This is a genomic window from Bradyrhizobium sp. U531 (assembly GCF_051710265.1).
GTDB lineage: Bacteria > Pseudomonadota > Alphaproteobacteria > Rhizobiales > Xanthobacteraceae > Bradyrhizobium.
The window spans coordinates 239,270-253,776 of record NZ_JASVEN010000002.1 but is presented as its reverse complement, the minus strand read 5'-3'; the positions used below and the strand labels follow the sequence as shown (position 1 = coordinate 253,776).

The window sequence follows — 14,507 nt, the reverse complement described above, 5'->3', positions numbered from 1 at the left end:
AAAAGCCCCGCCGCGGCACCGATGACCCCGGCAGGTCAGGGCCATCCAATCGATATGACCAAAGCCGCCAAGGTCGCGCAAGGTGGCTCGGATGGCCCCCGGATTCAAGGGATCGGGGGCCAGTTCCGTACGATTCCCACGATTTACCGCTCAAACGAAAGCCGCCGCCCAGGCGAGGCCAGGGCGGCGGCAGGATGGCAGGAGTGCCCTAGGCGTTTATTCCTGAAGCTGGCGCTTCAGCGACTCGACCTCTTCCGACAGCGCATTGTCCTTGGAGACCAGCGCCTCGATCTTGCGCACGGCATGCAGCACCGTGGTGTGGTCGCGCCCTCCGAAGCGGCGGCCGATCTCGGGCAGCGAGCGCAGAGTCAGCGTCTTGGCAAGGTACATCGCGACCTGGCGCGGGCGCACCACATTGGCGGTGCGGCGCGAGGACAGAAGGTCGGAGCGGCTGACATTATACTGCCGCGCCACCACGCGCTGGATGTCCTCGATCTTGATCCGCTTCGGCTCCTGCGGCCGGATCAGGTCGCGGACCTCGTGCTCCGCCATCTCCAGCGTCACCGGCCGGTTGTTGAGCTTGGAGTGCGCCAGCAGCCGGTTGATCGCGCCTTCGAGATCCCGGCCGTTATGGGTGATGGCGCGAGCCAGATAGGTCAGCACTTCCTCGGGCACCTCGAAAGTCGCATGATGGGTGCGGGCGGCTGCGACGCGCGATTTGAGAATGCCGTGGCGCAGCTCTTCGCCGAGCGAGCCCATCTCGACCACGAGGCCGCCGGCGAGCCGCGAGCGCACGCGGTCGTCGAGGCTTTCGAGGTCGGACGGCGGACGGTCGGCCGCGATCACGACCTGGCGGCCGGCATCGATCAGTGCGTTCAGCGTGTGACAGAACTCGGCCTGGGTCGACTTGCCCTGCAGGAACTGCAGATCGTCGATGACGAGCACGTCGATGCCGCGCAGCGCTTCCTTGAAGGCCAGCGCGGTCTGCGTCTTCAGCGCGGCGACGAAGCCGTACATGAATTTTTCTGCCGTGAGATACAGCACCTTGCGCTCGTTGCCGGAATTGCCGGCCCAGGTCACGGCCTGGAGCAGATGCGTCTTGCCGAGGCCGACGCCCGCGTGGATGTAGAGTGGATTGAACATGACGGGGTCGCCGCGGCGGCCTTCCGCGACCTGACGTGCAGCCGCATGCGCCAGTGTGTTGGAACGGCCGACCACGAAGCTCGCGAAGGTCAGGCGCGGATCGAGCGGCGAGCCGCCGAGCGCGTCATGATTGGCCGAGACCGGCGCGGTGGCGGTCGAGCGCAGCTCCGGCGCAGGCGTGCGGCGTGTTTCGACCGGGGCGGGCGCTTCCTTCGGCTGCGCCACCGGGCGCACGGCGGTGCGAACGGTAAGATCGATACGATGTACTTCCGGCATCTCGGCCTGCCAGCATGACAGCACGCGCTCGGCATAATGGGCCTGGATCCAGCTCTTCAGGAAGCGCGTCGGCACCGAGAGCCGCACGCTCTCGTCCTGCACGCCTTCCAGATCCATGCGTGCGAACCAGCTCGTGTAAACGTCTTCGCCAACGCTCGAGCGCAGCCGACCCTTCACGCGTGACCAGCGATCCTGTTCCATTGTCATCGTCAGAAAACTTCTCTTGAGAGATAAGGTTGCGTGGTGAGCGCCATGCAGGGTCACCTGCCATGGCGCGACCTCTAGCGAGTCCATCATCAGGCATGGCTCGACCGCTCGGCGGAAACGCCGCGGTCAGATCAGCGATGTCGGGGATGGAGAGTTCGCGAGGTCAGCGCGTACTCGACGCGCCCTCACACGTCGGAGGCTGAACGCAGGACGGATCGGAGACGGCATCGTTGAACGATGGAACTTGTGTCAATACCGCGTTGAATCCGTAGGACATGATACCTCCCCGTCCCGCCGTGATCGCTCACGGCAAGGTCCTGCGTGTGAAAGACAGCCGCCGCTGAAACGCTTCAGTCGCGGATGTCCTGCCCGTCTGTACTAGTCGTCCGCTCGGCTTCGCCGCCTTGCATGCCGGGGTAGCTTGCGACGTCTCTCATGTGCACTCGGCACGAAGCGGGGAAGATCCCGCTTGGAGACATTCAGACAAAGAACTACCATTCCCATATTGCTATGGGTTGTGAACCGTCATCGCTTGTTGAAGCGTCGCCTACGTGCACACCGCCGCCGATTTGCACGCTCGCCCCGTTTCCTAAACCGCGCTGGTCTGAAGATCGTGGGCGCCGCTGACGACTTAAGGAATACACTAAGCGGAAAGACTCGCAACGAATTGATTCACACTTGAGCCACCAAAAAAACTTGACCTCGGTTAATGCCGCACGCGACTTGTGCACAGGCTTTGGAGCAAGTTTCTGGATTCGTGCGTAGAATCGAAAACGCCGCGCCTCATGTGACAATTCTCCGCCACCGCCAACTTTTTTTTAAAAATTTGTCATGCACGAGACGCGCGGGGCGAGTTTTCCAAATGCTTGCCCTCGCTATGTCGATAAGTGATTAGCGAGACATCGTTTTTTGAGTCTCGTTTCACAGGGTAACTCCATCGCGCGAATTGTTCCGGTGAATCTACGGTGTGCAGAACTCTCGCGTCTGCGAATTCAAGTTACGCCCGCAGCACAGCGGTTTTCGCAACGCGGTGAAAGTTTCCACTGTTGCAGGACATCGGCAGGTAGAACTACGGAACGAAGAATAGCGCAGGCCGTGCGAAGCTTCCGATCGACGATCGATCGTGACGTGACTGCTTGCGTGAATATGCCGGAAATAAAAAAGCCCGGCGCAAGGCCGGGCTGTTTGACGCGTGCGATGTTCGATCGATCAGTCGATCGTCCGCAATTGCCTTGCTCGCTGCTCGGCTCGTTACTTGGCGAGCTTGGCGATCTGCGCGGTGAGGCGCGAGACTTTGCGGCTGGCGTTGTTCTTGTGAATGATGTTGCGCTGAGCGGCACGCATCAAGGCGGGCTCGGCATTCGCCAGCGCCTTCGCGGCAGCGGCGCGGTCGCCGGTCGCGATGGCTTCCTCGACGGTGCGCACGGCACCGCGCATCTGGGTGCGACGCGACTTGTTGACGGCGGTGCGGCGGGCAATCTTGCGCGTCGCCTTCTTGGCGGAAGTGGTATTGGCCATGGTCTCAATGTCCTTTGCGGGGTCCGGTCGCGTCTTGGTCGGGTAGCGCCGGCTTGCTTGACCGCGGAATCGACGCTCGGATTTAGGATGTTCGGTTGCTGGCCGTCCCCGGAACATGAGGCTTCAAAAAGCCTGCAACTGCTCAAAGAACAGCGGCGGCAGGATTGCGCCCGCCGCCAGTTGGCGCCCTTATAGAGAGGGTCTTGGGCACCGTCAACGCTTTCCAGGCTGGAAAAGCGGGCCGGAGGCGTCCCAAGGGGCGCCGTAACGCCCTGAAGAGGTTGAATTTCTGCCGTCGGCCGGCTATTGGCTGGCGGCGTTCTGTCAGGTCCTCCAATCGGACGACCATATAAGGTGAGGCATGATCCGCGGCTTTTTCCGACTGATTGGGCTGTTGCTGCTCGCCGGCGGGTTCATCTTCATGGTCTATGACGGCGCCCGCTGGGTGGCCGACCAGACCCTCAAATTCACGCGGTTCGGCCAGTTCTGGAACGACATCAATCAGGCCAGCCAGTCGGCCTTCCGGACCTGGGTCGAGGCCAAGGCGCCCTGGCTCTGGACCTCGGTCATCCGCCTGCTGCTCGATCAACCGGTCTTTGCCGTGCTCGGCATTCTCGGCATCCTGCTGATGATCCTGTTCCGGCCGCGGAAACCGCTGATCGGCTATTCCCGGGATTGACCTGTCAATTCCCGCTGGGATTGAACTTTCAATTCCCGCCGGGAGCTTCGATGCCCGGAACTGACCCTCGCGAAGGGCGCGGCGTAACGCGGCTGCCCTCGCCGGCGTAGATCCCTATATTCCCACCTCAATGCGAGCACCGCGCGCCGAGCATCTGCTCGAGCGACGGACAGCTCGCCTGCGGAGATCCATCATGCTGTTCATGCGCAAGTCCACCGCGTTGCCGAGTGCAGCCGAGGCGCTGCCCGGCCGCGCGCAATCCATTCCGACCGCGACCACTCATTTCGTCAACGGCAGCAAGCTCAAGCCGCCTTATCCTGCGGGCCTGGAGCAGGCCGTGTTCGGGCTCGGCTGTTTCTGGGGCGCCGAGCGCAAGTTCTGGCAACTCGGCGACGGCATCTACACCACCGCCGTCGGCTATGCCGGCGGGCACACGCCGAACCCGACCTATGAGGAGACCTGCTCGGGCCGCACCGGCCACACCGAAGTCGTGCTGGTCGTGTTCGATCCCGGCAAGATTTCTTACGAAGCGCTGTTGAAGACGTTCTGGGAGAGCCACAACCCGACGCAGGGCATGCGTCAGGGCAACGATGTTGGCACGCAATACCGAAGCGCGATCTACACCTATTCCGACGCGCAGAAGAAAGCTGCTGACGCCTCGAAGGCGCTCTATCAGAAGGCGCTTGCAGCCAGGGGTCTCGGGGCCATCACCACCGAGATCGCGCCGGCGGGCGAATTCTATTTCGCCGAGGATTATCATCAGCAATATCTGGCGAAGAATCCCGCCGGCTATTGCGGCCTCGGCGGCACCGGCGTGTCCTGTCCGATCGGCGTTGGCGTGAGTGCGTAGTCGTTTGGGTCGTCATTCCGGGGCGCGCGTCAGCGCGAACCCGGAATCTCGCGCCCCAACTTCTGGATTCCGGGTTCGTCGCTATCGCGACGCCCCGGAATGACAGGGCCCAAGTCCTCCCTCACAAGTCCTCCCGCAAACGCTTTATTAACCATAATCGGTGCATCACTGGAGCCGTCTCGTTTCGAGGGATAGGTCCGGTGCCAGTTGCACGCGCGTTTCGATCGTCGATCTCGGCAGTGCTCTTGGCAGCGTCCGCCGCGCTGACCCTTGGCGGCTGCATGCAGACCGCCGGCCCCGTTGCGGTGATGCCGCCGCGGGCCGATCTCGACTCGATGGCCTATGGCCAGCCTTATGGCGGTCCGCAGCCGGTCGTCGTTGCCAATAATGGCGGCGGCGCGATCGCGGCGCTCAGCAACTCCTTTGCCGCTTCGCCCGCGCCCATGCCGGTCGGCTACGCCGCACCGATGGCGGCGCCGGTGCGTTATGACGCCTCCTACCATCTCGACGCCGGCGACAAGCTCCGCGTCGTGGTCTACGGCCAGGAAGGTCTCACCAACAGCTACGCCATCGATGCCGGCGGCTCCATCACCATGCCCTTGATCGGCGCGGTGCCGGCCCGCGGCCGCACCACGGCGGGCCTTGCCGGCGAGATCGCCGCGCGCCTGCGCAACGGCTACATTCGCGAGCCCTCGGTCGCGGTGGAGATCGAGTCCTACCGCCCGTTCTTCATTCTCGGTGAAGTCACCGCGCCCGGCCAATATCCCTATGTGCCGAACATGACGGTCGAGAGCGCGGTCGCGATCGCCGGCGGCTTCTCGCCCCGCGCCAAGCGCGACGTCGTCACCATCACCCACACCGAGAACGGCGGCTCTATGCGCGCCGTGGTGCCGCTCGGCACCCCCTTGAACCCTGGTGACACCGTGTTCGTCGGCGAGCGCTGGTTCTAGATCCGGCGAACGCCGTTGAGCGCCCGCGCGAAGGGTGCGATCGGCCGGGTTTATCCCGTCGGTCTAGGACGTTGCTTCTTCCAGCTTTTCGGCGCGCGTTTGGGGGCTGCCTAATCTCCGCAGGATCCAGCCGGCGAACTGCTTGTGGTGTGCCTCCGTGGCGCGAGCGAGCAGCCAGGCAACCAGGTTCGAGACGGCAATCGCTGTTGCGAACGTCATCCATAGCGGTGCCGGCATGAGCCCCACGATAATCTTGACGATGGTGTAGTGGACGAGAAACAGGGTGTACGAATACCCGGCGAAGAACTCGACCACAGATCTGGACCGCAGAAGCCAGTTTTGCCCTTGTGCGGCGATCGCAAGGCTCAAGAACCACATCGCAAAGTAGGGTTGTGCCGCCAGCGCATATTCGTTGCCGCGGACATGCGCGATGCGCCACCGCCAGAACAGAAAGAAAGACAGGACGGCGCAGGCGACGGTCATGAGCCGGTCGATCTTCATGTTGATCGCGATGAAATAGCCTCCGAAGCCGAGCAACCAGAGGGCAAAGAGGCTCTGCGATGCGTTCGGTCTCTCCGCAATATGAAACAGCGGAAGCGCGGCGGCCGCGATCGCCAGCAAAAGCCCGGCAAGCCGGTTGCGCCCTTTGCACAAGAAGAACAGGCCGCCGACGAAGAAGTAGATGTGAAACTCGATCGCGAGCGTGCTGAGCTGGCCTGCCGAGCCGAAGGTTCCTCCGCCCCACTCGCCTTGGTAGCCCTGCATCATCAACAGGTTCCTGAGGAAGCTGGTCGGGCTGTCGAGCTGGAACGATGGCAGGCTGAGCGTGAACGCGACGTAGTCCAGCGCTGCGATCAGGAAGAGGGCCGGCGCGTATGCGGAATAGATGCGAGCGAAGCGCTCGACGCTATAATTCAGCAGCGAGTAGCTGGCGGATTTGGTTCGGTCGTGCAGGGTGTAGGCGATCACGAAACCGGAGAGGACAAAAAACAGGAGAACGCCGATCTCTGGGACCAGTGTCGGCTCGGCCCCGCCGAATTGCCCGAAAGTCCAATTCCAGGTGTGTCCGACGCATACCATCTGGGCTGCGAGTGCGCGGAGAAGATCGAGAAGCGTCGACGTATCGTTCTTCGTCCGGTCAAAACTGAACATCTTCGCAGACATTTCCGTGCCGGCTGCACAACGCTTTTGCGCAGCCTATCGATGAGACTTTACACCCCCCGGGGTCTACGGCAAACCCACCCGTCCGCTTTTGGTGGTGGCGTCCTCCTGATCTGCGGTGGCGGTATGTCGGCGCATCCCGGAATGACGGCGGGGGCAGCAGCGTCTCACCTCCGGAAATCCAGCCGCCCCTCCGGAAAACATCCGTCGATCCTCGCAGCATCGATCACGCGTCCGACCCATGGCCGGGTGATCGTCGGCGTGGTCAGGTTGATGTATTTTCCGATCAGCTTATCGGTGCCGTCGCGCGCGGCGTCGATCAGCCCGTGCCGGCGGCCATTGTCCCAGTCGAAGCGCAGATAGATCCGGCTTCCCGCGATGCGGATCTCCGCGCGGCCCTGCTTCCATTTCTCCGGTGCGTCGCCGGCCATGGTCGGATCTGCGCCGCCGTTCCAGCGGCTCGCCCAGATCCCTTCGATCGGATCGGATGGTGCCGCGATCGCGGCCGACGCCGCCGCGTTGCCGTCCGCGGCATCGCCGGGCAGCATGGCCGCAGCGGCATAATCCATCACCTCGGAATCATCCGGTGAGGGGACATCCATGGTTCCGAACGGATTGCGGATGACGAGGTGGGTGATGGCTTGCTGCATGGCGGTCTCCCGGCGCGAATTGGCTCGATCGGCCAGCTCTATCGCCGCATGCCACGCTGCAGCCACCCGATTCCTGCTCTCTCGGCATTCCGGGGCGCGCGCAGCGCGAGCTATGGTGCGCGATTGCGCACCTGCGAATCCATTCCTCCACCAACTCCGACGCACGATGGATTCCGGGCCCGCGCCCGTCGGCGCATCCCGGAATGACGGAGGAGAGAGCCGAGCCTCACTTCAAATGCTTCGCGAAAAATTCCATGCTGCGCGGCCAGGCGATGTCGGCGCTGGCTTTGTCGTAGCTGGCGCGTTCGTCGCAATGGAAGCCGTGCTGCGCGCCGGGATAGATGAAGACCTCGACATCCGGCCGCTTCGACTTGATGGTCTCGACGTCGGTCAGGGGAATCCCTGCGTCCTTCTCGCCGAAATGCAATTGCGTCGGCACCTTCGGCGTCTCGTCGGCAAAGCGGACGACGGCGCCGCCGTAATAGCCGATCGCCGCCTTCAGGCCGCTCAAGCGCGTCGCCGCGACGAACGCGATGCTGCCCCCTAGGCAAAAGCCGATGATGCCGACCGGACCCACGCTCTTCACCGCATCGATCGCGGCCTGCGTGTCGCGCAGCATCGCTTCCCAATCGGGGCTGGCGACGAATTTGCGCGCCTCGGCGATCTCATCGGGCGAATAGCCCGACTGGAAGTTCGGCGCGGTGCGGTCGAAGATCGACGGCGCGATCGCGACGTAGCCCTCTCCGGCGAGGCGGTCGCAAACCGAGCGGATGTGGTGATTGACGCCAAAGATCTCCTGGATCACCACCACCGCGCCCTTCGGGGCGCCCGAGGGATCGGCGCGATAGGCGCCAAGCTGGAAATTGTCGGACGCCGTCAGTCTGATGTCTTGTCCCACGCGGGTTGTCCTTCTTGGTTGGATTTTGATTGGGAATTCCGCTCGTTCCGCAAACTCGTCATGGCCGGGCTTGTCCCGGCCATTCACGATCTTCGCGCGTCACTAAGAACGTGGATGCCCGGGACAAGCCCGGGCATGACGATGTGGCAAACGTCGACGCAAGACAACGCTGATGCGATGTCCTTGCGACATGAAGAGCCACGCTCACTCCCACATCCAGTTCTCGCCGTAGTCCTCTTTCCAGCCCGCCAGCCGGCCGTGGCGGAATTGCAGGAACAGGCGGTGGCGGGAGGGGATCAGCCCGCTGCCGCCGAGATTGCGCAAAGCGAGATAGATTTCGCTGCCGGGCCGTCCCCGCACATATTGCAGGCGCTCTCCGAGGGCACGGGCGGTCTGCTCGGCGTCCATGCCGAAGGCGAGCGGAATGTTGTTCGACAGGGTCGCGACGAAAGGCCGGCGCGCCGGCACCGCGCCGAATGGTTCGGCCGGCGCCGCCGACGACAGCAGCACCGTCATTGCGCCCGCTGCCAAGATCGCTCGCATCATGGTCTATGGTCCCATTGCCTCAGCCTATGCCGGCAAGTTCTTCAGGAAAGGCACGACGGCGTCAACAAAAGCCTTGGGCTGATCGATGTTGACGGCGTGACCTGCGGCGGGGATCACGACCTTTTGCGCGCCGGGGATTTTCGCGGCCATGTAGTCGGAGGCGGCGAGGAACGGCGTGTCGTCGGCGCCGACCACGATCAGCGAAGGCACCTTGATGTCGGGCAGCAGTTCCATCACGCGGGCGTCGCGCTGGGTCAGCATGCCGCGCGCGGCGAGCGCCAGTCCCTTGGCGTCGCGATGCCTGGCGGTGGCACGCTCGCTCGTGGCTGCCTTCAGCATCGCAAGTCCTTCGCGATCCAGCCTGTCGGCGGTGGCGAGCGCTCGCGCGTTCCAGGCCTCGCGCGCGTCGTCCTTCTTGAAGCCCGGGCCGGTGTCGATGATCAGCAGCGCCCGCGCGCGCTCCGGATGCGCGCGATAGAACGCGAGCGACATGTAGCCGCCAAGCGAAAGCCCGCCGATGATGGCGCGCCCCGCGCCGACCGCATCGAGGATCGCGGCCATGTCGCCGACCGTGAGCGCTTCGCTGTAAGCCTTGGGATCGTCGGGATAGTCGGACTGGCCGTGACCACGCATGTCCCACAATATGAGCTTGTGGCTCTTCGCGAGTGCATCGACCTGCCCGTGCCACATCGCCGAGGTCGACGAGTAGCCGTGCGTGAGGAGCAATGGCGGGCCCTCGCCGTGAACCTCGTAGTAGACATTGACGCCGTCTCGATTGATCCCAGGCATTAGTTTCCGCCCTTTCTTTTTCTCACCGCGACGCCGGTGCACCCTCGCCCCTTGTGGGAGAGGGTGGCTTCGCGAAGCGAAGCCGGGTGAGGGGTTCTCTCCTCACGAACAGTGTTGCGAGTAGAGAGAACCCCTCATCCGGCGCTTCGCGCCACCTTCTCCCACAAGAGGAGAAGGGACGCCCACGCTGATGTTTGCACTCTAGCCTGCCAAGTTACCTCGAAGAAACTGCCTGAATGCGATGCCACGCATGTTCGCGAGCGCTCCCTGTTGCGTCCAGCCGCTGCAACCACGCTGCGTTCTCGCATCGCACAACGTGGCGGCGCCACGTTTGTTTCGACTCGTTCCAAATTGCATTTGCCTCGGCAACCGAACGCGATCATTCTCGCGGCCAAGGCGGGCCGCCAGCCCGGTGGGCGTCCGCCAATCAAGTTGCCGCCGTAAGCGGCTTCATGCACCGGCAGGGGAAGACGCCTATGCCAACTCTCACCATCAACGGGCGGAGTATGTCCGTGGATGCGGCGAACGACACGCCGCTCCTCTGGGCGATCCGCGAGCAATTGCAGATGACCGGTACCAAGTTCGGCTGTGGTGCCGGGCTGTGCGGCGCCTGCACCGTGCACGTCAACGGCGAAGCCGTGCGCTCGTGCCAGACCATGGTCGGCGACGTCGCCGGCAAGAAGATCACCACCATCGAAGGCCTCTCCGCCAAGGGCGACCATCCCTTGCAGAAGGCGTGGGTCGCCGAACAGGTGCCGCAATGCGGCTATTGCCAGTCCGGGCAGATCATGCAGGCGGCCTCGCTGCTGGCGAAGAATTCCAATCCGACCAAGGAAGAAGTGGTGGCGCACATGGACGGCAATCTCTGCCGTTGCATGACCTATTCGCGGATCCAGAAGGCGATCATGCGCGCCGCATCCGAGATGCGCACCGCGTCGGCCACCTCCAACGAGCGGAGGCCCACATGAACGAGCATGTGAAGAACCCGATGCCCGAGACGACGGATCTCAGCCGCCGCTCCTTCCTCGTCGGCACCGCCGCGACCGGCCTCGTGCTCGGCTATGCCGGCGCGCCCGGCATCGATTCCGCGGCGGCCGCGGCACCCGCCAGTTTCGAGCCGAGCGTCTGGTATGCGATCTCGCCGGATGGTCTCGTCACCGTGACCTGCGGCAAGGCCGACATGGGCCAGCACATCGCGTCCACCATGGCGCAGATCGTCTGCGAGGAGCTCGGCGCGAAATGGAGTGACATGCGGGTCAATCTCGCCTCCAACGATCCGAAGTTCAACGATCCCGTGCTCGGCGCGCAGATCACCGGCGGCAGCTGGTCGACCATGATGAACTTCGAGGCGATGAGCCGTGCGGGCGCCGCTGGACGCATCGCGCTGAGCGAGGCTGCTGCCGCGGCCATGGGCTTGCCGCCTTATTTCAAGGACGAGCTTGTGGTCCGCGACTCCGTGGTGTCGCATCCGAAGTCGAAGAAGCAGATGAGCTTTGCCGAGATCGTCAAGAGCGGCAAGGCGACGAAAACCTTCACGCCGGACGAGCTCAAGGCGCTCAAGCTGAAGACGCCTGATCAATACACCATGATCGGCGTCTCGGTGCCGCAGCTCGACATCCCCTCCAAGACCAACGGCACGGCCAAGTACGGCATCGACGTGATGCTGCCGGGCATGGCCTACGGCAAGGTGGTGACCCCGCCGGTGCGCTTTGGCGCCACGGTGAAATCGGTCGACGACAGCGACGCCAAGAAGGTGCCCGGCTTCGTGAAGGCCGTCATCCTCGACGACAAGACCGGGACCACGTCCGGCTGGGTCGTCGCGGTGGCCAACACCTATGCCAACGCCCGCAAGGCGGCGGACGCGCTGAAGATCGCCTATGACGGCGGTCCGAACGCGAAGCTGTCGAGCCAGTCGCTGCTGGATGAAGCCAAGCGGCTTCAGGGCCTGGAGGATTCCGGCCAGTTCTTCGTCAAGGACGGCGATCCCAATGCGGCCTTCGGTTCGGCGGCGAAGGTGGTCGAGGCCGAATACACCACCAGCATCAACATCCATGCGCCGCTGGAGCCGATGAACGCCACTGCGGAGTTCAAGGGCGACATCCTGCACATCTATTCCGGCAACCAGTTCGCGACGCGCTCCGGCGCGATCGCCGCGGGTGCTGCCGGGATCGATCCGAAATTCGTCGTGATGCACCAGCATTGGCTCGGCGGCGGCTTTGGCCGCAGGCTCGATGCCGACATGATGATTCCGGCGGTGCAGGCGGCGAAGGCAGTCGGCAAGCCGGTCAAGGTGATCTACTCGCGCGAGAACGACATGACGATGGACTTCTCGCGTCCGCTCACCTACCAGAAAGTGAAGGCCGGCGTGGACGGCGACGGCAAGCTCGTCGTGCTCAGTCACGACGTCGTTTCGGCCTGGCCGACCGCGCGCTGGGGAATTCCCGACTTCCTCACGCCCTCGGTCGACAAGAAGGGGCCGCTCGACAGCTTCACGGTCAATGGCGCGGACTTCTTCTACACTGTGCCCAACCACTATGTGCGCGCGATCAAGAACGAGCTCGCGCACAACGCCACGCCGTCCGGCCAGCTCCGCTCGGTGGCACCGGGCTGGACCTTCTGGGCGGTCGAAAGCATGATCGACGAGATCGCGGTGGCCACGGGCAAGGATCCCGCCCAGTTCCGCATCTCGCTGCTCGACGGCGCGGGCAAGAACGACGGCGGCGCGCAGCGCTTGCGCAACACGCTGCTCGCCGCGATGGGGCTGTCGGGCTACGGCACCAGGCCATTGCCGAAAGGCGAGGGCATGGGGGTCGCCTGCGTCTCGTCGCAGGAGCGCGCGACCGCGAGCTGGACGGCATGTGTCGCCCATGTCGCGGTGGCGCCGTCGGGCGCGGTGACCGTGAAGAAGCTCACGGTCGCAACCGACGTCGGCACCCAGGTGCATCCCGACAACATCCGTGCCCAGGTCGAGGGCGCGGCGCTGTGGGGCCTGTCGCTGGCGATGTACGAAAAGGCGACGCTGAAGGACGGTGGCATCGAGCAGACCAATTTCGATACCTACCGGCCCTTGCGCATGAGCCAGACGCCGGAGGTCGCGATTGCCGTGATCGCCAATGGCGAGAAGGCCACCGGTGTTGGCGAGCCCGCGGTGACCGTGGTCGCACCCGCCATCGGCAACGCCATCTTCAATGCGAGCGGCGCCCGCGTGCGGGCCCTGCCGATCACGGCGGAAGCCGTGAAGGCGAGCATGAAGGCGTAAAGAGCGAGCGGCGATTGCCGCATGAGACGATCCGCCGGAGGGAAACCTCCGGCGGATTTGTTTTGGGGCTGTTCCTCAATAGTCGCTGTCATTCCCCGCGCAGGCGGGGAATCCAGTACGCCGTGGCGTCCCGGCTCTAGCCGCACCTTCGCGGAGTACTCGATCGCCCGCCTGCGCGGGCGATGACAGTTAGGCCAAAATTCCCCTTTGTTATCAATGCCAACCCTACTGTGCATGGGGTTGTTTTCGCACTTTTGCGGGCGCCCCCTGGGAACCCGATCCGTAAAATTGCGTGCAATTTCCCAAGGTTCCATTGAGCACGCCTCTTAAGGGCCAGAGAACCTGATCCGGCTTAGGCTCGGGCCAAATCCAGTCCCGTGTTTTGGGGAAGCCATGAACGCGCCAGCCAAATCCGCCGCCAAACGCCGGCTTCTGCTCGCCTCCGATCGGAGCGACGAGAGTAACGAGCTCGCCAGCATCCTGAAGGCGGTCGGCGATGTCTCGACGGTGACCACCCAGGACATCCCCGAGAAGCCGTCGCGCGATCTGTCCGGCCTCGTGGTCGACATCAATCTGCGCTCGCCCGAGAGCGTGCAGCGGGTGCGCAACAAGCTGCGCGGCGATGCCTATCATTCGATGCCGCGGCTGTTCGTGCTCGCCGATGCCCTGCATCACGGCACCATGCAGGCCTGGGCGCTCGGCGCCACCGACACGATTTCGCGCCCGCTTCAGGCCGATGCCATTCTCCAGCGCATCCGCGCCGCCTTCCCGGACACCGCCGTCTACGACGCGACCGATCGCGGCAAGACGCTCAACCGCGGCGTCGAGGCGGCGCATGCGGTGCTGACGAAGATGTTCGAGAAGCTGCCGCTCGGCGTGCCCTTGACCTTCGACGACGTCATCGCCGCGGAGAGCAAGATCCTGAAGGCGATCAAGCACTCCTCGCTGCGCGAATGGCTCACCACGGTGGGCTGTCACCATGTCGGCAGCTATCGTCACTGCCTGTTCGTCACCGGCTTCGCGGTCGCCTTCGCGCAGCATCTCGGCATGCGCGAGGACGATCAGCGCCGCCTGACCCGCGCCGCGCTGCTGCACGATGTCGGCAAGGCGTTCGTTCCTTCCTCGCTGCTCGACAAGCCCGGCAAGCTCTCCGACGAGGAGATGGCCGAGGTTCGCCAGCATCCGCGCCGCGGCTATGACGCGCTCGCCGCGCAAGGCGGCTTCCCGCCGGAGATGCTCGACGTCGTGCTGCATCACCACGAATTCCTCGACGGCTCCGGCTATCCGAACGGCCTGTCGTCGAACCAGATCAGCGACATCGTGCGTCTCACGACGATCGTCGACATCTACGCCGCCCTGGTCGAAAAGCGCGCCTATCGCATGCCCTTCACGCATTCGCGTGCGTTCGGGATGATGGAAAGCATGGGCGGCAAGCTCGACCAGCATCTGCTGCAGGCGTTCCGCCCGGTGGCGCTGGGGTCGTTCTAATAATTCGTTCGGCCCGTTATTCCGGGGCGCGCGTAGCGCGAACTATGGTGCGCGCTTGCGCACCTGAGAATCTCGAGGTTCCGGGTTCGGTGC

General features: G+C 64.0%; 13 protein-coding genes. 6 read left to right on the top strand and 7 right to left on the bottom strand.

What is annotated here, in order from left to right; translation table 11 throughout:
* Window positions 1-216: 216 nt before the first annotated feature.
* Window positions 217-1,626, bottom strand: coding sequence for a chromosomal replication initiator protein DnaA (dnaA, locus tag QRQ56_RS13105; protein ID WP_438740509.1), 1,410 nt, complete (start codon window positions 1,624-1,626; stop codon window positions 217-219).
* A 1,251-nt stretch (window positions 1,627-2,877) separates the two neighbouring features.
* Window positions 2,878-3,144, bottom strand: coding sequence for a 30S ribosomal protein S20 (gene rpsT / locus QRQ56_RS13100; RefSeq protein ID WP_212083530.1), 267 nt, complete (start codon window positions 3,142-3,144; stop codon window positions 2,878-2,880).
* 361 nt (window positions 3,145-3,505) lie between these two features.
* On the opposite strand from rpsT, the gene QRQ56_RS13095 reads away from it, so the two are divergent.
* The 3 genes from QRQ56_RS13095 to QRQ56_RS13085 all read left to right on the top strand — a co-directional run bounded on the left by QRQ56_RS13095 (window position 3,506) and on the right by QRQ56_RS13085 (window position 5,623).
* The gene (locus QRQ56_RS13095) at window positions 3,506-3,823 is read left to right on the top strand and encodes a hypothetical protein (RefSeq protein ID WP_028139549.1); all 318 of its coding nucleotides are present in this window, start codon (window positions 3,506-3,508) and stop codon (window positions 3,821-3,823) included.
* 193 nt (window positions 3,824-4,016) lie between these two features.
* The gene (gene msrA, locus QRQ56_RS13090; RefSeq protein WP_438740507.1) at window positions 4,017-4,673 is read left to right on the top strand and encodes a peptide-methionine (S)-S-oxide reductase MsrA; all 657 of its coding nucleotides are present in this window, start codon (window positions 4,017-4,019) and stop codon (window positions 4,671-4,673) included.
* Window positions 4,674-4,873: 200 nt separating this feature from the next.
* Window positions 4,874-5,623, top strand: a complete 750-nt coding sequence (locus tag QRQ56_RS13085) for a polysaccharide biosynthesis/export family protein (protein WP_438740506.1) — start codon at window positions 4,874-4,876, stop codon at window positions 5,621-5,623.
* Window positions 5,624-5,686: 63 nt separating this feature from the next.
* On the opposite strand, the gene QRQ56_RS13080 is transcribed toward QRQ56_RS13085, so the two are convergent.
* The 5 genes from QRQ56_RS13080 to QRQ56_RS13060 all read right to left on the bottom strand — a co-directional run bounded on the left by QRQ56_RS13080 (window position 5,687) and on the right by QRQ56_RS13060 (window position 9,667).
* A complete protein-coding gene (locus QRQ56_RS13080; RefSeq protein WP_438740504.1) occupies window positions 5,687-6,775 on the bottom strand; it encodes an acyltransferase family protein in 1,089 nt (362 codons plus the stop codon).
* Between the two features lie 176 nt (window positions 6,776-6,951).
* Window positions 6,952-7,434: a hypothetical protein gene (locus QRQ56_RS13075; protein WP_438740502.1), complete on the bottom strand. Its 483-nt coding sequence runs from the start codon at window positions 7,432-7,434 to the stop codon at window positions 6,952-6,954.
* A 226-nt stretch (window positions 7,435-7,660) separates the two neighbouring features.
* Window positions 7,661-8,332, bottom strand: a complete 672-nt coding sequence (locus QRQ56_RS13070; protein WP_438740501.1) for a dienelactone hydrolase family protein — start codon at window positions 8,330-8,332, stop codon at window positions 7,661-7,663.
* 204 nt (window positions 8,333-8,536) lie between these two features.
* Window positions 8,537-8,878 (bottom strand): hypothetical protein, encoded by a 342-nt coding sequence (locus tag QRQ56_RS13065; protein WP_438740499.1) that lies wholly within the window; start codon window positions 8,876-8,878, stop codon window positions 8,537-8,539.
* A 24-nt stretch (window positions 8,879-8,902) separates the two neighbouring features.
* A complete protein-coding gene (locus QRQ56_RS13060) occupies window positions 8,903-9,667 on the bottom strand; it encodes an alpha/beta fold hydrolase (RefSeq protein ID WP_438740498.1) in 765 nt (254 codons plus the stop codon).
* Between the two features lie 476 nt (window positions 9,668-10,143).
* Here QRQ56_RS13060 and QRQ56_RS13055 point away from each other — a divergent pair, with 476 nt between their 5' ends.
* The 3 genes from QRQ56_RS13055 (at window position 10,144) to QRQ56_RS13045 (ending at window position 14,414) form a co-directional block, all read left to right on the top strand.
* Entirely contained in the window at window positions 10,144-10,635 is a 492-nt protein-coding gene (locus QRQ56_RS13055; protein WP_298244447.1) for a (2Fe-2S)-binding protein, read from the top strand.
* Entirely contained in the window at window positions 10,632-12,926 is a 2,295-nt protein-coding gene (locus QRQ56_RS13050) for a molybdopterin cofactor-binding domain-containing protein (protein ID WP_438740496.1), read from the top strand. Before QRQ56_RS13055 ends, QRQ56_RS13050 begins: the two co-directional genes overlap by 4 nt.
* A gap of 393 nt (window positions 12,927-13,319) precedes the next feature.
* Window positions 13,320-14,414 carry an HD-GYP domain-containing protein gene (locus tag QRQ56_RS13045; protein ID WP_438740494.1) on the top strand — a complete coding sequence of 365 codons (1,095 nt, stop codon included), beginning with the start codon at window positions 13,320-13,322 and terminating at the stop codon, window positions 14,412-14,414.
* The last annotated feature ends 93 nt before the right edge of the window (window positions 14,415-14,507 follow it).